This is a genomic window from Streptomyces sp. NPDC048185 (assembly GCF_043202495.1).
In the GTDB taxonomy this organism is placed as follows: Bacteria; Actinomycetota; Actinomycetes; order Streptomycetales; family Streptomycetaceae; genus Streptomyces.
Map to the genome: position 1 here is coordinate 563,688 of NZ_JBIDAN010000001.1, position 20,737 is coordinate 584,424.

Annotated in this window: 20 protein-coding genes and 1 riboswitch; of the genes, 16 read left to right on the forward strand and 4 right to left on the reverse strand. The window is 74.7% G+C overall.

The genetic code is table 11. From position 1 onward, the window contains the following. The first annotated feature begins 106 nt into the window (after positions 1-106). Positions 107-1,279 carry a hypothetical protein gene (locus ACGF3H_RS02585; protein WP_362495759.1) on the forward strand — a complete coding sequence of 391 codons (1,173 nt, stop codon included), beginning with the start codon at positions 107-109 and terminating at the stop codon, positions 1,277-1,279. Between the two features lie 97 nt (positions 1,280-1,376). Then, positions 1,377-1,544, forward strand: a complete 168-nt coding sequence (locus ACGF3H_RS02590; RefSeq protein ID WP_362495761.1) for a hypothetical protein — start codon at positions 1,377-1,379, stop codon at positions 1,542-1,544. Positions 1,545-1,633: 89 nt separating this feature from the next. Here ACGF3H_RS02590 and ACGF3H_RS02595 read toward each other — a convergent pair whose 3' ends face one another. Continuing rightward, a complete protein-coding gene (locus tag ACGF3H_RS02595; protein WP_362495764.1) occupies positions 1,634-2,497 on the reverse strand; it encodes a MaoC/PaaZ C-terminal domain-containing protein in 864 nt (287 codons plus the stop codon). Positions 2,498-2,694: 197 nt separating this feature from the next. On the opposite strand from ACGF3H_RS02595, the gene ACGF3H_RS02600 reads away from it, so the two are divergent. The 8 genes from ACGF3H_RS02600 (at position 2,695) to ACGF3H_RS02635 (ending at position 10,599) form a co-directional block, all read left to right on the forward strand. Then, entirely contained in the window at positions 2,695-3,843 is a 1,149-nt protein-coding gene (locus tag ACGF3H_RS02600; RefSeq protein WP_362495766.1) for a sensor histidine kinase, read from the forward strand. 605 nt (positions 3,844-4,448) lie between these two features. Further along, positions 4,449-5,075 (forward strand): response regulator transcription factor, encoded by a 627-nt coding sequence (locus ACGF3H_RS02605; protein ID WP_362499963.1) that lies wholly within the window; start codon positions 4,449-4,451, stop codon positions 5,073-5,075. 172 nt (positions 5,076-5,247) lie between these two features. Then, positions 5,248-6,987 (forward strand): MFS transporter, encoded by a 1,740-nt coding sequence (locus ACGF3H_RS02610; protein ID WP_362499962.1) that lies wholly within the window; start codon positions 5,248-5,250, stop codon positions 6,985-6,987. A gap of 172 nt (positions 6,988-7,159) precedes the next feature. Further along, positions 7,160-7,810, forward strand: coding sequence for a class I SAM-dependent methyltransferase (locus ACGF3H_RS02615; protein ID WP_362499961.1), 651 nt, complete (start codon positions 7,160-7,162; stop codon positions 7,808-7,810). A gap of 46 nt (positions 7,811-7,856) precedes the next feature. Then, complete coding sequence (locus ACGF3H_RS02620) at positions 7,857-8,120, forward strand: hypothetical protein (RefSeq protein ID WP_189228049.1); 264 nt, start codon at positions 7,857-7,859, stop codon at positions 8,118-8,120. Positions 8,121-8,168: 48 nt separating this feature from the next. Next, positions 8,169-9,161: an N-acetylmuramoyl-L-alanine amidase gene (locus tag ACGF3H_RS02625; protein ID WP_362499960.1), complete on the forward strand. Its 993-nt coding sequence runs from the start codon at positions 8,169-8,171 to the stop codon at positions 9,159-9,161. 158 nt (positions 9,162-9,319) lie between these two features. Then, entirely contained in the window at positions 9,320-10,192 is an 873-nt protein-coding gene (locus ACGF3H_RS02630) for a DUF5336 domain-containing protein (protein WP_362499959.1), read from the forward strand. A 119-nt stretch (positions 10,193-10,311) separates the two neighbouring features. Beyond that, complete coding sequence (locus ACGF3H_RS02635) at positions 10,312-10,599, forward strand: hypothetical protein (protein ID WP_225639056.1); 288 nt, start codon at positions 10,312-10,314, stop codon at positions 10,597-10,599. A gap of 16 nt (positions 10,600-10,615) precedes the next feature. Here the strand turns inward: ACGF3H_RS02635 and ACGF3H_RS02640 are convergent, their stop codons facing one another. Genes ACGF3H_RS02640 through ACGF3H_RS02650 form a run of 3 tightly spaced genes read right to left on the reverse strand, consistent with a single transcriptional unit; the run spans position 10,616 to position 13,814 of the window. Then, entirely contained in the window at positions 10,616-11,704 is a 1,089-nt protein-coding gene (locus ACGF3H_RS02640; RefSeq protein WP_362499958.1) for a prenyltransferase, read from the reverse strand. After that, on the reverse strand, positions 11,701-12,435 hold the full coding sequence (locus ACGF3H_RS02645; protein ID WP_362499957.1) for a class I SAM-dependent methyltransferase: 735 nt from the start codon (positions 12,433-12,435) through the stop codon (positions 11,701-11,703). Before ACGF3H_RS02645 ends, ACGF3H_RS02640 begins: the two co-directional genes overlap by 4 nt. Further along, positions 12,429-13,814 (reverse strand): glycosyltransferase family 4 protein, encoded by a 1,386-nt coding sequence (locus ACGF3H_RS02650; protein WP_362499956.1) that lies wholly within the window; start codon positions 13,812-13,814, stop codon positions 12,429-12,431. The genes ACGF3H_RS02645 and ACGF3H_RS02650 overlap by 7 nt, the downstream gene beginning before the upstream one ends. 210 nt (positions 13,815-14,024) lie before the next feature. Between ACGF3H_RS02650 and ACGF3H_RS02655 the strand changes: the two genes are divergently transcribed. The 6 genes from ACGF3H_RS02655 to ACGF3H_RS02680 all read left to right on the forward strand — a co-directional run bounded on the left by ACGF3H_RS02655 (position 14,025) and on the right by ACGF3H_RS02680 (position 20,656). Then, positions 14,025-14,645 carry a TetR family transcriptional regulator gene (locus ACGF3H_RS02655; RefSeq protein WP_362499966.1) on the forward strand — a complete coding sequence of 207 codons (621 nt, stop codon included), beginning with the start codon at positions 14,025-14,027 and terminating at the stop codon, positions 14,643-14,645. A gap of 63 nt (positions 14,646-14,708) precedes the next feature. Further along, positions 14,709-14,782, forward strand: a riboswitch (cobalamin riboswitch). 131 nt (positions 14,783-14,913) lie between these two features. Then, entirely contained in the window at positions 14,914-16,167 is a 1,254-nt protein-coding gene (locus tag ACGF3H_RS02660) for a prenyltransferase/squalene oxidase repeat-containing protein (protein ID WP_362499955.1), read from the forward strand. Next, positions 16,164-16,814, forward strand: coding sequence for an SCO2322 family protein (locus ACGF3H_RS02665; protein WP_362499954.1), 651 nt, complete (start codon positions 16,164-16,166; stop codon positions 16,812-16,814). The genes ACGF3H_RS02660 and ACGF3H_RS02665 overlap by 4 nt, the downstream gene beginning before the upstream one ends. 85 nt (positions 16,815-16,899) lie before the next feature. Beyond that, complete coding sequence (locus ACGF3H_RS02670; RefSeq protein ID WP_362499965.1) at positions 16,900-18,132, forward strand: energy-coupling factor transporter transmembrane component T; 1,233 nt, start codon at positions 16,900-16,902, stop codon at positions 18,130-18,132. Further along, the gene (locus tag ACGF3H_RS02675; RefSeq protein WP_362499953.1) at positions 18,129-19,805 is read left to right on the forward strand and encodes an ATP-binding cassette domain-containing protein; all 1,677 of its coding nucleotides are present in this window, start codon (positions 18,129-18,131) and stop codon (positions 19,803-19,805) included. Before ACGF3H_RS02670 ends, ACGF3H_RS02675 begins: the two co-directional genes overlap by 4 nt. Next, positions 19,802-20,656 (forward strand): ECF transporter S component, encoded by an 855-nt coding sequence (locus ACGF3H_RS02680; protein ID WP_362499952.1) that lies wholly within the window; start codon positions 19,802-19,804, stop codon positions 20,654-20,656. The genes ACGF3H_RS02675 and ACGF3H_RS02680 overlap by 4 nt, the downstream gene beginning before the upstream one ends. Positions 20,657-20,737: the final 81 nt, after the last annotated feature.

A 20,737-nucleotide genomic window follows, 5' to 3' on the forward strand; every position in this document is an offset into this window, starting at 1 on the left:
CCTCAGGCGAATCGTTCCTGTGCCACACGTACGTGTGATGGGTGCGGTGACCGGTGCCCCGCCTGTGCGTGCGAAAACTAGCTTCGTCGCCGGAGGTGACCGAACGATGACAGCCTGTGCTATCGAGCCTTCGGCGGACCACGGGGACGGCGGTCCGCGGAACGACGTGACACCGCGGGCGGGCTGCGCCATCACCGCGGAGGGCGCCTACGCCGCGCGCCTCGCCCTGGCCGGCGACTCCTGGTACCCGGAGCGCTGGACGCTGGACGGTCCGGAGCCGTACGCGGTGCCGTTGCCCGGCGATCAGCCGGAGGAGCCCGGCACCGAGGTGCAGCCGATGGCCGACGGACGGGTCCTGGTCCACCGCGTCGCGGGCGGGCGGCACCTCTTCGCGCTGCTCTACCCGACCGGCCCCGGCACGGGCGAGCAGCCGCTCGGCGCGATCGAGTGCCCGGACGGCGTCGCCGGACCGCGGCTGCTGCCGCCGGTGCCGGGGGGTGAGCGGGCGTACGCCCTGGCCGTCGGCCCGCGTGCCACGGCGCTGTGGCAGGTCGCCGGGAGCGCGTCCGGGCCCGAGCTCCTCGCGGAGATCCCCGGCCGCTGCACGGGCGGGGTCTGGCTGGACCGCGAGGGGCGGATGCTGGCCGTGGACCGGGAGACCGGCGGGCGCACCAAGGCGGTCGTGGTGGACCTGGGGTGCGGCGGCGAGGTGTCGCCGCTGCTGCAGATCGCCGCGGACAGCGACGACCGGATACTGCTGGCCGACCCGGACAGCGGGCTGGTGCTGATCCGCTCGGACGCGCCGTCGCCGGGACACGCCCGGCTGGGCTGGGGCGTGCTGGGCAGCACGCTGCCGGTGCGCTTCCCGGAGTGCCTGCGGCTGCCCGACTGCGCGGTGACGCCGTTCGCGGTCCAGCCGGGTCAGGTGCTGACCCCGGAGCGCTGCGGGGTGGCGCTGCGGGTGGACGGCGCGCTGGGCAGCTGGGTCGGGGTGTGGCGGCCGGCCGAGCGTGCGGTGCGGCATCTCGCGGCGCCCGAGGGCTGGTTGGCGGGGGCCGGGCTGTGGACGGCGGGCGGCGAGCTTCATCTGCCGTACGCCACACGGGAGTCGCCGTGCGGGGTGGCGCGGCTGGCGGTGCCCTTCACGGAGGCCGGACAGGCGGACGGCGCGGAGCGTCGGGCTCCGGTGGAGGCGGCGGAAACGGAGGCTCCGGCACCCGCTCCGTCGCGTCCGGTTCCGCTGCAACAGGCCCCGTTGGCACGGCTTGTAACGAACTAGTGCCGGTTGGCGTGGCCGCCTGGATCCGGGCTGTGGTGTGCCGGTTACACTCGCCCGGCTGTAGGAAAGATCATGTTGACGGGGTGAATTCCTTCCGATGAACGACACCAGCACGACCCAGCCGATCCAGGCCGCCGGTGCCGACCTTCGTGAGACCGACACCGGCCACGGCCGGCACCGAGGACCGGTCTCCAGTCGGGACGGCGCGGCCACGCCGCGCGGACGCCACCGCAAGCCGGTGGAGGAGGCCGAATCGGCGGCCTGACGGCACGCCGGGCACCACGGGAGACACGGCCACGGCCCCGCTCGTCGCACGCGACGGACGGGGCCGTGGCCGTTCGCGTGCCCCTCTCCTCACCCGGACCGGACGACGGTGTCGGCGAGCACGGCCGCGTCGTCCCGCTCGACGGCGCTCACGGCCGCCCGTACGACGCCGTCGCCGGTTCGCCACATGCGCACCCGCAGGGTCTCCCCCGGGTACACGACCCCGGCGAAGCGCGTGCGGTACTCGCGCACCCGGGTCACGTCACCGTCGAGCAGGGTGTCGACGACCGTCTTGAGCGTGCTGCCGTAGGTGCACAGTCCGTGCAGGACCGGCCGGCCGAACCCGGCGCGCGCGGCGAACTCCGGGTCGGCGTGCAGGGGGTTGAAGTCGCCGGAGAGCCGGTACAGCAGGGCCTGGTCCTCGCGGAGGGCGCGCTCCACGACCAGGTCGGGCTTCCCGGCCGGCGGCGGCAGGGACGGCCCGGACGGACCCCGCTCGCCGCCCCACCCGCCCTCGCCCCGGACGAAGACCTCGGCCTCGTCGGTCCACAGCGGTCCCTCGGCGTCGGCGGCCTCCGTGCGCAGCACGAGGAGGGCGGCCGAGCCCTTGTCGTACGCGGCGACGACGCGCGAGGTGGCGGTGGCCCGGCCCCGCACCGGGACGGGCCGGTGGATCCACAGGCCCTGCCCGCCGTGCAGGACCCGGGCGAGGTCGACGTCGACGCCGGGCATCGACAGGGTGCCGATCACACCCGGGGGTCCGCCGCCCGCGACGGTGGCGAAGCTCGGCAGGACCCGCAGCCGGGACTCCAGCGTGTAGCGCAGCTCGCGGGGATCGGTCGCGGGGACGCCGGCGCCGATGCCGAGGTGGTAGAGCTGGACGTCCCGGTGGTCCCAGGTGATCTCGCGGACGCGGGGTGCGGCGGAGAGCGCCTGGGCGGCGTCGATGGGCATGCGTCTCCTGTCGGCCCGGTGAGCACGGTGCTGGACGGCGACGACGGTACGGGACGCCGGTCACCCGGGACATTTGTCCTGCGGAACCGCGGACAACCGCATCTGCCGCGCGCCCGCGCCGTATCCGTAGTTTCGTCGGTATGGGACGCACAGGACGTACGGACTCCGCCGTCGCGGTGGAGAAGGAGCCGAGGGCCATGAACCGGACACGGGGGTGCGGCCGGGACGCGCGGGGGGCCGCCGGGTCCGGCGTGGACGAGCGGGTGGGCCCGCCGCCCAGCGGTTTCACGCTGCTGCCGTGGCTGCTGATGGGCCTGGGCGCCCTGTCGAACATCTTCCAGGACCGGACGACCGATCCGATCATCGGCGGCATGGGCCTGCTGGCCTTCAACTCGCTCTACATCTACGTGGCCTTCCGGTCCTTCGACGAGGAGCGGCGCAGGTCGGTGTCCACCCTGGTGGCGCTCGGCCTCATGGCCGTGCTGACCTGCGGCCTGGCGCTGGCGTACGGCGGTGGCTGGCTGCTCTTCTTCCCGCTGCTGGGCCTCGCGGCGGGCGCGGCGCTGCGCGGCCGCCGGCTGGGCCGGTGGGGCTGGTCCCTCGCGGTGCTGGCGGGTGTCGTCGCCGGGGTGAAGGACGGCTGGAACGGCATCAACATCGCGTACGGCACGTTCCTGTCGACGATGGTGACGGCCGCGATCCTGTCCCTGTCCGACGCGGTACGGCAACTGCGGGCGGCCCGGGAGGAGCTGGCCACGCGGGCGGTGGCGGAGGAACGGCTGCGCTTCTCCCGCGACCTGCACGACCTGCTCGGCCACACGCTGTCGGTGATCGTGGTGAAGTCGGAGGCGGCACGGCGGCTGGCACACCGCGACCTGGACGCGGCGCTGACCCAGATCGGCGACATCGAGTCGGTCGGCCGTCAGGCGCTGACCGAGGTCCGGGAGGCGGTCACGGGCTACCGCGAGGGCAGCCTCGGCACGGAACTGGACCGGGCCCGTTCGGCGCTGACCGCGGCGGACGTGGAGCCGGTGGTCCGCCGCACCGGCCCACCCCTGCCACCGCAGACCGAGGCGCTGCTCGGGTGGGTGGTGCGGGAGGCGGTCACGAACGTCGTACGGCACAGCGGGGCGCGCCGGTGCGAGATCGCGGTGTCGGGCGGTGACGACCGGGTCCGGCTGACGGTGACGGACGACGGCGCGGGGGCCGGCGGCGCGTCCTCGGGACCGGGGACGGGACTGACCGGCCTGTCGGAACGACTCACCGTGGCCGGCGGCTCGCTCACGGCGGGGGTGTCGGCGGGGGGTGGCTTCTCGGTGACGGCAGAGTTGCCGATGCGGGGGTGAGGCCGCGGGACCGGGTCAGGCTGCCCGGCGTTCCCCTGGCACCCGGCGCGGGCACGGGCCGGGGGTGGGCCGCGGTACCCGGCGCGGGCGCGGGCCGGGGGTGGGTCGCGGTGCCCGGCGCTGTCGGGGTGCCGCTGCGCCCACCCGTGCCGCCCCAGCGGCACGACTGCCCGCAGCTAGGGCGGGACGGGCGGCAGCCCGCAGCTGGGGCGGGACGGGCGGCAGCCCGCAGCTGGGGCGGGACGGCGGCGCGGGCGGCTGCCCACAGCTAGGGCGGGGGTGACGGCGGTCAGCCGCGTACGGCGGGAAGGGGACGTGTCGGGGGGTGTCCGCCCGCAGCGGTTGGCGCGTCAACGCCCCGCCTGTTGGTCAGTCCCCGATTCCGCGCCGTTCCGAGGACGGACACCCCCCGGCGCGGCCCCGACCCACACACCACCGAAGGCGCTACGCGCACCCCCACCGAACCCGCACAGGCCGCCGCAGGCACCCCGCACGCGGCACCACCGCCGGAGGCACCCGGCACCCCGCGCGCGGCACCACCGCCGGAGGCACCCGGCACCCCGCACCACCGCCGGAGGCACCCGCGCACGCCCTACCCTGGCCCCGTGACCGACGAAGCGTGCCGACCCGTCCGTGTGCTCCTCGCCGAGGACCAGGGCATGATGCGCGGCGCGCTCGCGCTGCTGTTGGGGATGGAGGAGGACATCGAGGTCGTCGCGCAGGTGGCCACCGGGGACGCCATCGTCGACGCCGTGCTCGCGCACCGCCCGGACGTCGCCCTCCTGGACATCGAGCTGCCGGGCCTCAGCGGCCTGGACGCCGCGGCCGAGCTGCGCGAGCGGGCGCCCGGCTGCCGGGTGCTGATCCTGACGACCTTCGGCCGCCCGGGTTACCTCCGCCGGGCCATGGAGGCCGGAGCCGCCGGTTTTCTGGTGAAGGACGGTCCCGTGGAGGAGCTGGCCGGCGCGGTCCGCCGGGTGCTGCGCGGCGAGACGGTCGTCGATCCCGCGCTCGCCACCGCCGCCCTCAGCGCCGGCCCGAGTCCGCTCACCCCCCGCGAGTGCGAGGTCCTCCGCGCGTCCGCGGACGGCGCGACCGTCGCCGACGTCGCCGCCGCCCTGCACCTGTCCGAGTCCACGGTGCGCAACTACCTCTCGGCCGCCATCGGCAAGACCGCCACCCGCAACCGCACCGAGGCCCTGCGCGAGGCCCGCCGCCAGGGCTGGCTCTAGCCACAACGCCCGCCCCGCCCCGACGCCCCCCGGGCACGGGCCCGTACCAAGAGAAGGTCAAGAATTCGTTAGGGACTCGAAGCAACGGAATAGTTGCCCGGGCGCACGAGGTTCAGCCTGCACACATCACGCATCGCATTCGCTCGACTCCTCGGCCTGGAGGCCCCACTCAATGTCCCACACGACGACCGACGAGCCCGCCCCCAGAGTCAGCGGGGCCACCGTCCCGGTGCTCGCCTTCGCGGGCATCGTCGTCGCGGTGATGCAGACCCTGCTCGTGCCGGTCATCAAGGACCTGCCCCGACTCCTGGACACCACGCCCAGCAACGCCACCTGGGTCCTGACCTCCACGCTCCTGTCCGGAGCCGTCGCCACGCCGATCATGGGCCGCCTCGGCGACCTGTACGGCAAGCGGCGCATGCTGATCGTCAGCCTGTCCGTGATGGTGGTCGGCGCGCTGGTCAGCGCCTTCACCGACGCCCTCCTCCCCATGATCGTCGGCCGTACCCTCCAGGGCTTCGCGATGGGCGCGATACCCCTCGGCATCGGCCTCATGCGCGACATGCTGCCCCGCGAGCGGCTCGGCTCGGCGATGGCCCTGATGAGCTCCTCGATCGGCGTCGGCGGCGGTCTCGCGCTGCCCGCCGCCGCTATGGTCGCCCAGCACACGGACTGGCACGCCCTCTTCTACGGCGCCGCCGGCCTCGGCGTCCTCTCCATCGCCCTGACCCTCCTCGTCGTACCGGAGTCCCCGCTGCGCGCGAAGGGCTCCTTCGACCTGCCCGGCGCGCTCGGCCTCACCGCCGGCCTGGTCCTCTTCCTGCTGCCGATCACAAAGGGCAGCGACTGGGGCTGGGGGTCGGCCACCACGCTCGGCCTGTTCGCCGCCGCCGTCGCGGTCCTGCTGCTGTGGGGCCTGATGGAGCTGCGCGTCGCGGCCCCGCTGGTCGACCTGCGCACCACCGCCCGCCGCGAGGTGCTCCTCACCAACCTCGCCTCGATCATGGTCGGCGTCGCCTTCTACGTCGTCTCCCTCGTCCTGCCCCAGCTCCTCCAGCTCCCCTCCGCCACCGGCTACGGCCTCGGCCGGTCGATGGTCGTCGCGGGCCTGTGCGTGGCCCCGCTGGGCCTGACGATGATGTTCACGGCGCCGGTGTACGCCCGCCTGTCGGCCCGTTACGGCCCGCGCACGACCCTGATCGTCGGCCTGGTGGTCATCGCCGTCGGTTACGGCGGCGGTCTCGGCCTGATGAGCGCCGCCTGGCAGACCGTCGTCACCTCGGTGCTGCTCGGCGCCGGCATCGGCCTCGCCTACTCCTCGCTGCCCGCGCTGATCGTGGGGGCCGTCCCGGCCTCGGAGACGGGCGCGGCCAACGGCCTGAACACCCTGATGCGCTCCATCGGCACGTCGGTGTCGAGCGCCGTCATCGGCATGGTGCTCGCCAACACGTCGACCACGGTCGGGGGCGTGGCGATCCCGACCATGCGCGGCTTCCGGATCTCCTTCCTGATCGCGACGGCCGCGGTCGCGGCCGGTCTCGCGCTGGCGTTCTTCCTGCCGCGCAGGCGCCCGGCGGCCACCACGCAGCTACGGGCGAGCAGCGAGGAGGACGCGAACCTGGCCCGCGCCGAGGAGGCGCTGCGGGGCTTCCGCGGCCGGGTGCTGGCCGCGGACGGCGCGCCCGTCGCCCGTGCCAAGGTCACGCTGATCGACCGCCACGGCCGTCAGGCGGGCGCGACCCTCTCGGCCGGGGACGGCAGCTACACCCTCGCCGTCCCGGGCGGGGGCCCGTACGTGCTGGCCGCCCGCGCCACGGGCCACGGCCCGCTGGCTCACGCGGCGACCCACGGGGGCGAGGAGCTCCCGGTCGACCTGGACCTGTCCCTGCCGGGCGACACGGTCCCGGCCTGACCGCACCGCCCGCCGGCCCGGTCCGCGCCACCCGCGCGCCCGACCCGCACCGCCCGCCGGCCCACTCCCCGTCCGCACCCGTCCACCTCCGTCCGCACCCCCTGCCGCACCACGCGGCAGGGGGTGCGGCAGCATGGGGCGCCAGCACGCACGTACCACCGGGAGGACCCCCATGCCCGCGGCACCCACGCCGGAGATCCTGGCCGCCTTCGACGCCGCGAAGGGATTCATGCCCGCGCACGAGGGACTGGCGCTGTACGCGGCGGCGGCCGAGGCGGGCGGGCTCGGACTGCCGCTCCTCGAGGTCGGCACCTACTGCGGACGCTCCACGCTGCTGATCGCCGACGCGGCCCGCCGGGCCGGGGTCACCGCGCTCACCGTCGACCACCACCGGGGCAGCGAGGAGCAGCAGCCGGGCTGGGACTACCACGACCCGGAGACGGTCGACCCGGAGCTGGGGGTCATGGACACCCTCCCCACCTTCCGCCGCACGCTCCACCAGGCCGGCCTGGAGGACCACGTCGTCGCCCTGGTCGGCCGCTCACCCCAGGTCGCGGCGGTCTGGAACTCCCCCCTCGGCCTGGTCTTCGTCGACGGCGGCCACACCGACGAGCACGCGAACGCCGACTACGAGGGCTGGGCCCCGCACGTGGCCGACGGCGGCCTGCTGGTCATCCACGACGTCTTCCCGGAGCCGGCCGACGAGTTCACCGGCCAGGCCCCCTACCGCGTCTACCTCCGCGCCCTCGCGTCCGGCGCGTTCACCGAGGTCTCGGCGACCGACTCGCTGCGCGTCCTGCGGCGGACGGGCAAGGGAATCTGACGGCGTCCGCCGCCCCCGGCGCGCGTCCGTGTGCGATGGTTCGGCCATGAGCAGTGACTACGACCGCGTCCGCACCGGTATCGAGTTCATGACCGCCTACGTCTCCGGGGACGACCTGCTGGCCGAGTACGTCGCCGAGCGGCGCCGCGAGGACCCCCTGGCGACGGAGGCCCTGATGGACGGCGCGGCGGCGCTCTGCGCCCAGTTGCTGCGGACCATGGCCAGGGTGACGGGCAAGACCGAGCACGAGCTGCTGCAGGAGCTGGCCCGCGGCACCTACCGGCACGAGCAGCAGTCCGACGACGACTGACCGGGCACGCCCAGCGGAGGGCGCCCGGGGGCCTCTAAGGTGGCTGACGTGTCGTACACAGGCCCGGACTTCGATCCACCCCAGCCCCGCCGTTCCCCCCTGCGCCGCCCGCTGACCGTGGCGATCGCCGCGCTCGTCCCCGGTGCGCTGATCGGCTGGGGGGTGTACGCCGCGGTCGGCGGCCCGGGCGACGGGGGCGGCGGCACGGACCGGGCGAGCGGTGCCGCGACGTCATCGGCGCCCTCTCCCCGTGATTCCTCGTCGGGTGCCGGGGCGCCCACCGGCGCGTCCTCCTCGGCCGCGGACGACACGTCCTCCGCGTCCCCGTCCCGGCGTCCGCGGCCGTCCGCGCCGGCCGCCGGGTCCGGGCCGCTGAAGGGCAAGGTCGTCGTCATCGACCCGGGGCACAACCCGGGCAACTTCCAGCACGCGACCGAGATCAACCGCAAGGTCGACATCGGGACGAACCGGAAGGAGTGCGACACGACGGGCACGTCCACCAACGCGGGCTGGCCCGAGGCGAAGTTCACCCTGGACGTGGCCCACCGGCTGCGCACGCTCCTGGAGGAGCAGGGCGCCACGGTGAAGCTGACCCAGGACGGCGACCGCCCCTACGGGCCCTGCGTGGACGAGCGGGCCCGGATCGGCAACGAGGCGCGCGCGGACGCCGCGATCTCCATCCACGCCGACGGCGCGGGGGCCGGCAACCGCGGCTTCCACGTCATCCTGCCGGGCGCGGTGCACGAGGGCGGCGCCGACACCCGCGCCGTCGTCGCCCCCTCCGCGGACCTCGGCCGGCGCATCGCGGGCAACTTCGTCCGCGTCACGGGCAGCGCGCCCTCCAACTACCTCGGCGGCGGTACCGGTCTGGTCACGCGCACGGACCTGGGCGGTCTCAATCTGTCAACGGTTCCCAAGGTGTTCATCGAGTGCGGGAACATGCGCGACAGCCAGGACGCGGCGCTCCTGACCAGCGGTGCCTGGCGGCAGAAGGCGGCACAGGGGATGTCTGAGGGAATCGTGAGTTTCCTGCGCGGGTAGTGATCGCCGTGCGGATCCCTGCGGACACGCCCGGCGTGCGGACGATAGTGTCGTCCGTACGATGAGGGGTCACCCCCGCGCTTCCCATCAGGCCCGGACGGCGACATGGTGACAGCGACGCCTCTACCGACGACGAGACGACCTACGAAGGACCTGAAGTGAATATCCGCTCCCTCACTCGAGGCGACGGCGTGGTGATCGGAGCAGCGGTGTTGCTGTTCATCGCGTCGTTCCTCGACCTCTACTCGATCGACGGCGTGCCCGACAGTGTCGAAATGCCCAACTTGTGGGAAAGCGGCCCGGTCCTGATGGGGGTCGTCCTCGCGGGCATCATCGGCGCCGCTCTCGTCGTGGTCTCCCGGGGGCTGCCGCAGCCCAGGAAGGTCGCCGGACTCGAACTCGGGCAGTTCGGGGCCGCCTTCGCGATCTTCGCCGCGTGGAGCGCGCTCGGCAACGTCTTCGACCCGGCCGGCGGCACGGACAACTTCGGCGGCTCCTCCGACGGCCCGGACGCGGGCATGGGCCTGATCCTCGCCCTCATCGCGACGCTGCTCATGGCCGCCGCCGCCCTCGCGACCCCCCTGGTCCCCGCCCTCAAGGGCGCGCTCGTCCCGGCCCAGCGTCCGGCCGCGCCGCAGCCCTACGGCGCCCAGCCGCAGGGCGGTTACGGCTACCCGGGCGCGGGTGCGCCGCAGCAGCCGTACGGCGCGCAGCCCGGCCAGCCCGGCCAGCCCGGTCAGCCGGCGTTCGGCGGTCAGCCCCAGCCGGGCCAGCCGCAGCCGGGCCAGCCGCAGGCGCCTCAGCCGCAGCAGGCGCAGGCTCAGCCGGGCGGGGACTTCTCGCCGTTCTGGTTCGCCGTGCCGGTGCCGCGTCCGCTGTTCGCGGAGGACGGCTCGCCGACGCCGATCGCCGAACTGGCGCCGGGCACCTGGTACCTGGCCGTCGAGCAGCGCGGCGCGAACCTGGTCGCCCAGACGCAGGACGGCCGGCGCGGCGTCCTCCAGGACACCTCGGGCATCCAGCGCGGCTGACGCCCCCGCGTCACCGTACGCCCCAACGGCCCCCCGTCCGGACGCGATTCCGGTCGGGGGGCCGTTCGCTGCCGTCCGCCCGCAGGTTTCCGCCGGGCAAGCGGGGCCATACGCAAGGCATGTCTAGATACCACGGCTCCACCTCGGCGGGCCGGGCCATCGCGGTCGTCGCGGACATCATGGCCCTCATCCTCGGCCTGTGGATACTGATGTACCTGCTGGACGCCAACCGGGCCAACGACCTGGTGCAGTTCGTCCATGACACGGCCAACGTACTGGCCGGCTGGTCACGGGACCTCTTCACGTTCGACGAGGCCTGGGCGCGCGTCGTCGCCGGGTACGGCCTCGCCGCCGTGGTCTACCTCTTCGTCGGCCACGCCATCGCCAACCGGCTCGGCCACCGCTGACCGCCCGGACCGCCGCTCAGACGCAGCAGTCCGGGTCGAGGCCCCGGGGCAGCCGGTCGCCCGAGAAGACCTGGCAGGTCGCCTCGTGGCCGCCGAGCGCGGCGACGGCGAGGAGCAGCGACCCGGCCGTCCAGGTGGTGAGTTCGCGCGGCCATATGGTGTCGTCGTCGAAGACGTACCCCGTCCAGTACAGCCCGCTGTCGGCGTCCCGCAGGTGCTGGATGGACTGGAGGATCTCCAGGGCGCGGTCGGACTCGCCCACCGCCCACAGCGCGAGGGCGAGTTCGGCCGACTCGCCGCCCGTCACCCACGGGTTGGGGACGACGCAGCGCACGCCGAGGCCGGGGACGACGAAGCGGTCCCAGCTCTCCTCGATGCGTGAGCGGGCCTCGGTGCCGGTCAGCGCGCCGCCCAGCACCGGGTAGTACCAGTCCATCGAGTAGCGGTCCTTGTCCAGGAACCGTTCCGGGTGGCGGCGGATGGCGTGGCGCAGCGCGCCGACCGCCAACTCCCAGTCGGGCTGCGGCTCTTCACGCTGTTCGGCGATGGCGAGGGCGCAGCGCAGCGCGTGGTGGATGGAGGAGCTGCCGGTGAGCAGCGCGTCCTTCGTCGGGGTGCCGTCGTCGTCGCGCCGCCAGCCGATCTGCCCGCCGGGCTGCTGGAGCCGCAGGACGAACTCGGTCGCGGCGACGACGACCGGCCACATCCGGTCCAGGAACGTGTCGTCGCCGGTGGCGAGGTAGTGGTGCCAGACGCCCACGGAGACGTAGGCGACGAAGTTGGTCTCCCGGCCTCGGTCGGTGACGTCGGCGAAGTCGCCGTCGGCGTAGGCGGCGTACCAGGAGCCGTCCTGGTTCTGGTGCCGGGCCAGCCACGCGTAAGCCCGTTCGGCGGCGTCGTGTTCACCGGCCGCGTCCAGGGCCATCGCCGCCTCGACGTGGTCCCAGGGGTCGAGGTGGTGGCCGCGGAACCAGGGGACGGCGCCGTCCTCGCGCTGCACGGCGAGGATGCCGCGGACGGTGGCCGCGGCCTGTTCGTCGGTGAGGACGCCGGGCAGGACGAGGTGTTCGGTGCGGGGGGAGCGGGGGCTCCTGGGCGAGGTCACGTGGCGTCCACCGGCGGGAGGTGCGGCTTGGTCGCGTAGGCCACGAAGCTCTTGCCGATCAGCGGGTTGAGCGCCTGCTCGGCGACCCTCGTCGCCAGCGGCTTCTTCATGATGTCCCAGACCAGCAGCTTGTGGTACGCCCGCACGGGCAGCGCCTTGTCGTTGTCGACGCCGAAGGCGCACTTCAGCCACCAGTACGGCGAGTGCAGGGCGTGCGCGTGGTGGGTGCCGTAGGGCTTCAGGCCCGCCTCGCGGATGCGGGCGAGGAGTTCGTCGGCCTTGTAGATGCGGATGTGGCCGCCCTCGACCTCGTGGTAGGCGTCGGACAGCGTCCAGCAGACCTTCTCGGGGCCGTAGCGCGGCACGGTGATGGCGATGCGCCCGCCGGGCCTGAGGACGCGGACCATCTCGGCGAGGACGCCCTTGTCGTCGGGGATGTGCTCCATCACCTCGGAGATGATGACGACGTCGAAGGACTCGTCCGGGAAGGGCAGGGCCAGCGCGTCGCCCTCCATGGCGGTGGCGGTGGCACCGGCCGGCGCCTCACCGGCCTCCTTCATCGCGGCGAACCACTTGGCGACCTCGCGGATCTCCTCGCCGTTCTGGTCCAGGGCCACGACCTGGGCGCCGCGCCGGTAGCACTCGAACGCGTGCCGGCCGGCGCCGCAGCCGAGGTCCAGGACGCGGTCGCCGGGGGCGAGCGGGAACCGGGAGAAGTCGACGGTCAGCACGTGGCCCTGCTTTCGGGGTAGACGCCGGTGTCACTGGGGGTCGGGGTCGCGGGCACGATCCTCGGTGTGGTCGTGGGGGCGTGGCCGATGGCCTCGCGGTAGCGGGCGACCGTGCCCTCGGCGGCGCGGGCCCAGGTGAAGTGCCGCAGTACGCGTTCGCGTCCGGCGGCGCCGAGCCGGGCCCGCAGGTCCGGGTCGCCGAGCAGCCGGTTCAGCCCGGCGGCCAGCGCGCCCGCGTCACCCGGGGGCACGGCGAGGCAGGTCTCCCCGTCGCGTCCGGCGACCTCCGGGACGGCCCCGCCGGTCGTGGCGAGCAGCGCGGTGCCGGTCGCCATGGCCTCGGCGGCGGGCAGCGAGAACCCTTCGTAGAGGGACGGCACGCAGGCGACCTCCGCCGAGCGGACGAGGTCGACGAGCTCGGCGTCGGAGATGCCCTTGACGAACTCGACGGCGCCGTCGAGGCCGTACCGCTCGACGGCCTGGGCGACGGGCCCCTCGGCGGGCCGCTTGCCGACGACGACGAGGTGGGCGTCGGGCTGCTCGGTGCGGACCTTCGCCAGCGCCTCGACGAGGAAGACCAGGCCCTTGAGCGGCACGTCGGCGCTGGAGGTGGTCACGATCCGGCCGGGCACCTGCGGCACCGACGGGTCGGGCGAGAACAGGTCGGTGTCGGCGCCGATGTGGACGACGTGGATGCGGTCGTCCCGCACGCCGAGGTGGTCGACGATCTCCTGGCGGGAGGTGCCGGAGACGGTGAGCACGGAGGGCAGGCGGCGCGCGACGCGCTTCTGCATGCGGGTGAAGGCGTACCAGCGGCGCACGGCGTAGCGGCGCCCCCGGCCCTCGGCCGCGTCCAGTTCGAGCTGCCGGTCGACGGTGATGGGGTGGTGGATCGTGGTGACGAGCGGGGCGCCGACGTCACCGAGCAGTCCGTACCCGAGGGTCTGGTTGTCGTGGACGACGTCGAAGTCGCCGCGGCGGGCGCGTAGATGACGGCGGGCGCGCAGCGAGAACGTCAGCGGTTCGGGGAAGCCGCCGGTCCACATGGTGGCGACCTCGAGCGCGTCGACCCAGTCGCGGTACTCGCCGCGCTTCGGGGTGCGGAAGGGGTCCGGCTGGCGGTAGAGGTCGAGGCTCGGCAGCTCGGTCAGGGACAGCCGGTCGTCGTGCCCCTCGTCGAGCACGGGGTAGGGCTGGGCGCCGATGACCTCGACGCGGTGGCCGAGGCGGGCCAGCTCGCGCGAGAGGTGGCGGACGTAGACGCCCTGGCCGCCGCAGAACGGGTTTCCCTTGTAGGTGAGGAGTGCGATGCGGAGCGGTCGCAAGCCGTCTGCGGCGGGCTCCTGACGGGGACCCGCCTGACTGGCCTCAGCGGTCACTCTGGGCCCCTCTCTCCCTGCTTCGTCCCGCGACACTACGCCGGGACGTTAATCTAGAACAAGTTTCAGACTTGATCGTCAGAGGCTCCGAATCTACCGGCAGGTAGGGGCGCTGTGACGAGTGGATCAGGTGATTCACGCCACGACGGCGGCCAGGACGGGACGGCCGCCGGGCCGGGCGAGGGGAAGAAGGTGACCAAGGTGGACAACATGGTGCGCCGCTCCGCGTCCTCCCCGCCCCTGACGGAACGGCAGGAGGCACGCCGCCGCCGCATCCTGCAGGCGAGCGCCCGGCTGGCCGGCCGGGGCGGTTTCGACGCGGTCCAGATGCGGGAGGTCGCCGAGTCCTCGCAGGTCGCCCTCGGCACGCTGTACCGCTACTTCCCGTCCAAGGTCCACCTGCTGGTCGCGACCATGCAGGACCAGCTGGAGCACCTGCACGCGACGCTGCGCAAGCAGCCGCCGACCGGCGAGACGGCGGCGGAGCGGGTGGCCCAGACCCTGATGCGGGCCTTCCGCGCCCTCCAGCGCGAGCCGCAGCTCGCCGAGGCGATGGCCCGCGCCCTGACCTTCGCCGACCGCAGCGTCTCCCCGGAGGTCGACCAGGTCTCCCGCCAGACCACGGCGATCATCCTGGAGGCGATGGGCGGCCTGGACCACCCGACCCCGGAACAGCTCTCCGCGGTCCGTGTCATCGAACACACCTGGCACTCCACGCTGATCACCTGGCTGTCGGGCCGCGCCTCCTTCGCCCAGGTGAAAGTCGACATCGACACGGCCTGCCGCCTGATCGACCTGACGGAGGCCGGGGCGCCCGCCGAGCCGCGCTAGGCGCCCCGCCTCCGCCTTCTTACGGCCGGGTAAAGTGGCGGCGTCGTCATCACACCCGTACGGGGGGAAGCCGGTGCAATTCCGGCGCTGACCCGCAACCGTGAGCCGTCCGTCCCGGGCGGTGAGCCGGATCGCCCCGGGGCGGGACTGTGACCGGCTCACGTGCCCGGCGCCCGCCGCGCACGGGCACCGTCGAGGCATACGGGGCCGAGCCGCCGGGGGTGCCCCGCGCTGTCCGGTCCCGCACAGGGAAAGGCACCCGCCGATCATGAACGTCCGCCGTCGCAGCGCCACGGCTCTGGCCGCCATAGCCGTGCTCGGCGCCGCCGCCGCGCCCGCGGTCGCCGCCGACCCGTCGCCGTCCGCCCCCGCCGCCCTGCCCGCCGGGCTGTACGGCACCGCGGACCCGCAGTACGACGGCGTCTGGCGCCAGTCGCTCGCCCTGCTCGCCCAGGACACCGTGGGCGTGATCCCGTCCGCGTCGGCCGTGCGGTGGCTCACCGGGCAGCAGTGCGACAACGGCGCCTTCGCGCCCTACCGCGCCGACACCGCCAAGCCCTGCGACGCCAAGACCATGGTCGACACCAACAGCACGGCCGCCGCCGTCCAGGCGCTGTGGGCGGTCGGCGGGCACGGTGACGTCGTCGAGGACGCCCTGGCCTGGCTGAAGTCCGTGCAGAACAAGGACGGCGGCTGGGGCTACACCCCCGGCGGCCCCAGCGACGCCAACTCCACCTCCGTGGTCGTCGGCGCCCTGAACGCCACCGGCACGAAGCCGGAGACCGTCACGAAGGACGGCAAGTCCCCCTACGACGCCCTGCTGACGTTCGCCCTGCCCTGCTCGGAGAGCAAGGGCACAGGCGCGTTCGCCTTCCAGCCCGACAAGGACGGCAAGCTCGTCGCCAACGACGACGCGACCGCCGCCGGTGTCCTCGGCGCGCTCGGCAAGGGCCTGGTCGCCGAGCCCGGCAAGGCGGCGGGCGGTGACACCGGCTGCGCCGGCGCGGACAGGCCCACCCGCGAGCAGGCCGCCGCGAACGGCGCCGCCCACCTCGCGCAGGCGGTCGCGAAGGACGGCCACCTGACGTCCGCGCTCGCCGGCGCCGACCCCCAGCCCGACTACGGCAACACCGCCGACGCCGTCGTCGCGCTCGCCGCGCAGGGCGGGGCCGGCAGCGCCGCGAAGCCGCTGGCCTGGCTGGAGAAGAACACCACCGCCTGGGCGAAGCAGAGCGGTCCCGCCGCCTACGCCCAGCTGATCTTCGCCGCGCACGCCACGGGCACCGACCCCCGCGCCTTCGGCGGCGCCGACCTGGTCGAGCAGCTCAACGCCACGGGCCCGGCCCCTCAGGGCGTCAAGGCGACCGACCGGGCCACCGGCTCGGACGAGAAGAAGGACGAGGCGAAGGACGAGAAGGACGACTCCCCCTTCGGCGTCTGGTGGTTCGTCGGCGTCTGCCTCGTCTTCGGCATCGGCATCGGCTTCGTCCTCAGCGGCCGCAACCGGAAGCAGCAGCCGTGATACGCCGCTTCGCCCTTCTGCTGCTGGCCGGGCTCGTGCTCGTCGCGGGCGCGGGCCAGGCGCAGGCCACCGGCTACCGCTACTGGTCCTTCTGGGACCGCGCCGGCGACCAGTGGACGTACGCCACGCAGGGCCCCTCGATGGCCCGCCCCTCCGACGGCGACGTCCAGGGCTTCCGCTTCTCGGTGAGCGAGGACTCCGGCGACGCGGCCCAGCCGCGCGGCACGGCGGACTTCGCGACGATCTGCGCGAAGACGCCCGCGCAGGACGGCAGGAAGCGGGTGGCGCTCGTCCTGGACTTCGGTACGGCGTCCGACGCCCCGTCCGGAGAGACCCCGCCCGGGGGCCGCACGGCCTGCGCCCGGGTCGCCTCCGACGCGACGACGGCCGACGCCCTGGCCGCGGTCGCCGGCCCCCTCCGCTACGACACCAACGCCCTGCTGTGCGCCATCGCGGGCTACCCGAGGACGGGGTGCGGGGAGCAGGTGTCGCAGCAGGACCCGACGACCACCGCGGCCCCGGAGCAGAAGCCCGCGCAGGACGACGGCGGCCCGAAGACCGGCCTCGTCACGGGCATCGCGATCGTCGCGTTCCTGGGCGCGGCAGCAGCCTGGCAGTCAAGGCGGCGCAGAAATGCCAACTCCTGACGAGACCCACCCCAAGGACAGCGGCGCCGCACAGCCCACCCATCCGCCCCAGCCTGCGGGCAGTCGTGCCGCTGGGGCGGCACGGGTGGGCGCAGGCGGCACCCCGTCAGCGCCGGCGAGCGCCCCCACCCACCGCCGGCACCCACGTCCCGCCACCCCGCGACCGGCGCCCGGAGCACGCACCCCCCGCCGCCACCAGCGCCCCGCACCCGTACACCCCGGCGCCTGGTGGCTCTGGGCGCTAGCCCTCGGCACCGCCGCCACCCGCACCACCAACCCCCTCCTCCTCGCCCTCCTCGTCGCCGTCTCCGCCTACGTCGTCATCGCCCGCCGCCCCCACGCCCCCTGGTCCCGCTCCTACGGCGCCTTCGTCAAGCTCGCCCTCGCCGTCCTCCTCATCCGCCTCGCCTTCACCACGATCCTCGGCTCCCCCATCCCCGGCACCCACACCCTCGTCACCCTCCCCGAAGTCCCCCTCCCCCACTGGGCGCAGGGCATCCGCCTCGGCGGCCGGGTCACCGCCGAGGGCCTCGCCTTCGCGCTGTACGACGCGATGAAGCTCGCCGCGCTCCTCGTCTGCGTCGGCGCCGCGAACGCCCTCGCCAACCCCTCCCGCCTCCTCAAGTCCCTCCCCGGCGCCCTGTACGAGATGGGCGTGGCCGTCGTCGTGGCCCTCACCTTCGCCCCGAACCTCATCGCCGACGCCACCCGCCTCCGCGCCGCCCGCCGCCTCAGAGGCCGCCCCGACAAGGGCGTACGCGGCCTGCTCCAGGTCGGACTCCCCGTCCTGGAGGGCGCCCTGGAGCGCTCCGTCGCCCTCGCCGCCGCGATGGACGCCCGCGGCTACGGCCGGACGGCCCACGTCCCCGCCGCCGTACGCCGCACCACCGCCGCCCTCACCCTCGGCGGCCTGCTCGGCGTCTGCGCGGGGACGTACGGCGTGCTGACCGCCGCCGGCGGCACGTACGGCATCCCCGTGCTGGTCGCCGGGCTCGCCGCCGCGCTCGCGGGACTGTGGCTCGGCGGCCGGCGGACCCCGCGCACCCGCTACCGCCCCGACCGCTGGGACGCCCGCGCCTGGCTGGTCACCGCGTCCGGCGTCGCGGTCGCGGCCCTGATGTCCGTCGCCGCTTCCCGCGACCCGGCGGCGCTGCACCCGGGCGTGGTCCCGCTGGTCGCGCCGTCGCTGCCGCTGTGGCCGGCGGCGGCCGTGCTCGTCGGCCTGCTCCCGGCGTTCGTCACCCCGGCCCCCGACCCCGTGTCCGCACCCGCACCCGTCCCCGCCCCCACCTCCACCCCCGCCAAGGAGCCGTCGTGATCCGCTTCGAGGACGTCTCCGTGACCTACGACGGAGTAGCCGAACCCACCGTCCGCGGCGTGGACTTCGAGGTCCCCGAGGGCGAACTCGTGCTGCTGGCCGGCCCGTCCGGCGTCGGCAAGTCGACCGTGCTCGGCGCGGTCGGCGGCCTCGTGCCGCACTTCACCGGCGGCACCCTGCGCGGCCGGGTCACCGTGGCCGGCCGCGACACCCGTGCCCACAAGCCGCGCGAACTCGCCGACGTGGTCGGCACGGTAGGCCAGGACCCGCTGTCCCACTTCGTGACGGACACCGTCGAGGACGAACTCGCCTACGGCATGGAGTCCCTGGGCCTCGCCCCCGACGTGATGCGCCGCCGCGTCGAGGAGACCCTCGACCTGCTGGGCCTGTACGACCTGCGCGCCCGCCCCATCGCCACGCTCTCCGGCGGCCAGCAGCAGCGCGTCGCCATCGGCAGCGTCCTCACCCCGCACCCCGACGTCCTGGTCCTGGACGAGCCGACCTCCGCCCTCGACCCCGCCGCCGCGGAGGAGGTCCTGGCGGTCCTCCAGCGCCTGGTCCACGACCTCGGTACGACGGTCCTGATGGCCGAGCACCGCCTGGAACGGGTCATCCAGTACGCCGACCAGGTCGTCCTGCTCCCGTCCCCGGGTGCGGCACCGGTCATCGGCTCCCCCGCGGAGGTCATGGCGGTGTCCCCGGTGTTCCCGCCGGTGGTGGACCTGGGCCGGCTGGCGGGCTGGTCCCCGCTGCCGCTGACGATCCGGGACGCCCGCCGCCGCGCTGCCCCGCTGCGGGAGCGGCTGGCCGGCCTGCGGCCTCCCGAACGCGCCCCCTCGGCCTCCGTGCTCCCCGCGCCCCGGCCCGCGCCCGCCTCCCGCTGGCCGCTTCGCAGGCGGCCCCCGGACGCCACCCCCTCCCCGTACGCCGCCGAGGTCCGTTCCCTCGCCGTCCGGCGCGGCCGCGTCCAGGCACTGCGCGACGTCGGCCTCACGGTCTCCCCCGGCGAGACGGTCGCCCTGATGGGCCGCAACGGCGCCGGGAAGTCCACCCTCCTCTCCGCGCTCGTCGGCCTGGTCGAACCGTCCGCCGGTTCGGTCCGCGCCGGCGACGCCGTGCCGCACCGCACGCCCCCGCGTGAGCTGGTGCGCCGTGTCGGCCTGGTCCCGCAGGAGCCGCGCGACCTGCTGTACGCCGACACGGTCGCCGCCGAGTGCGCCGCCGCCGACCGGGACGCGGATGCGGCGCCCGGCACCTGCCGCGCCCTCCTCACCGAGCTGCTCCCCGGCGTCACCGACGACACCCACCCCCGCGACCTCTCGGAGGGCCAGCGCCTGACCCTGGCCCTGTCCGTCGTGCTGGCCGCCCGCCCTCCGCTCCTCCTCCTGGACGAGCCGACGCGCGGCCTGGACTACGCGGCGAAGGCCCGGCTGGCCCGCATCCTGCGCTCCCTGGCGGCCGACGGTCACGCGATCGTGCTGGCCACCCACGACGTGGAGCTGGCGGCCGAGCTGGCCGACCGGGTCGTGCTGCTGGCCGAGGGCGAGGTGATCGCCGACGGCCCGGCGGCGGACGTGGTGGTGGCGTCCCCGTCCTTCGCGCCGCAGGTCGCGAAGGTCCTGGCACCGCAGAAGTGGCTGACGGTGACGCAGGTGCGGGAGGCACTGTCGTGAGCGGCGCGCACCCGGACACCGAACCCGCCGCACCGCAGCGCCAGGCCCGTGCCGTCCGCCTCGGCCCCCGTTCCGTCGCCGCCCTGGTCCTGGTCAGCGCGGTGGGCGTGGCGGGCTTCGGCTGGCCCTTCCTCGCCCCGCCGGACGCCTCGGTGAACGCCCATGCCCAGGACGCCCCGTGGCTGTTCGCGGGCGTGCTGGTGCTGCTGGTGGCGGTGGTGGCGGCGACGATCTCGGAGTCGGGTCTCGGTCCCAAGGCCGTGGCGATGCTCGGCGTCCTGGCGGCGGCGGGCGCGGCACTGCGCCCGATCGGCGCGGGGACGGCCGGTCTGGAGCCGATGTTCTTCCTGATGGTCCTCAGCGGCCGGGTCCTCGGCCCGGGCTTCGGCTTCGTCCTCGGCTCGGTCACGATGTTCGCGTCCGCGCTGCTCACGGGCGGGGTGGGGCCGTGGATGCCGTTCCAGATGCTGTCGATGGGCTGGTTCACGATGGGCGCCGGCCTGCTGCCGTTCCCGGACCGGCTGCGCGGCCGGGCGGAGCTGCTCCTGCTCGCCGGGTACGGGTTCCTGGCCGCGTTCGCCTACGGCACCGTGATGAACCTGGCGGGCTGGACGTTCATGAACACGCTCGCCTCGAACATCGCCTTCGACCCCGACGCGTCGGTCCCCGACAACCTGGCCCGCTTCGTCGCCTACTGCCTGGCCACCTCCCTCGGCTGGGACGGTGGCCGGGCCGCCATGACGGTGGTGCTCACCCTCGCGCTCGGTGCGCCGGTGCTGAAGGCGCTGCGCCGCGCCACGCGCAGGGCGGCCTTCGAGACGCCGGTCACGTTCGACGCGCCGCGGAGGTGAACCACCCCACAGGCCGTTGGTCCTCCCCTAAGCGCGTTAGTAGACGCGCCGGGTCGGCACACTCGCTCCCCCACCCCTCCG

Coding starts and splice junctions, on each gene's coding strand:
- ACGF3H_RS02655 (WP_362499966.1), top strand. CDS start 14,025: ATGGTGCGCCGCTCCGCGTCCTCCCCGCCCCTGACGGAACGGCAGGAG.
- ACGF3H_RS02585 (WP_362495759.1), top strand. CDS start 107: ATGACAGCCTGTGCTATCGAGCCTTCGGCGGACCACGGGGACGGCGGT.
- ACGF3H_RS02635 (WP_225639056.1), top strand. CDS start 10,312: ATGTCTAGATACCACGGCTCCACCTCGGCGGGCCGGGCCATCGCGGTC.
- ACGF3H_RS02610 (WP_362499962.1), top strand. CDS start 5,248: ATGTCCCACACGACGACCGACGAGCCCGCCCCCAGAGTCAGCGGGGCC.
- ACGF3H_RS02615 (WP_362499961.1), top strand. CDS start 7,160: ATGCCCGCGGCACCCACGCCGGAGATCCTGGCCGCCTTCGACGCCGCG.
- ACGF3H_RS02660 (WP_362499955.1), top strand. CDS start 14,914: ATGAACGTCCGCCGTCGCAGCGCCACGGCTCTGGCCGCCATAGCCGTG.
- ACGF3H_RS02590 (WP_362495761.1), top strand. CDS start 1,377: ATGAACGACACCAGCACGACCCAGCCGATCCAGGCCGCCGGTGCCGAC.
- ACGF3H_RS02620 (WP_189228049.1), top strand. CDS start 7,857: ATGAGCAGTGACTACGACCGCGTCCGCACCGGTATCGAGTTCATGACC.
- ACGF3H_RS02595 (WP_362495764.1), bottom strand. CDS start 2,497: ATGCCCATCGACGCCGCCCAGGCGCTCTCCGCCGCACCCCGCGTCCGC.
- ACGF3H_RS02600 (WP_362495766.1), top strand. CDS start 2,695: ATGAACCGGACACGGGGGTGCGGCCGGGACGCGCGGGGGGCCGCCGGG.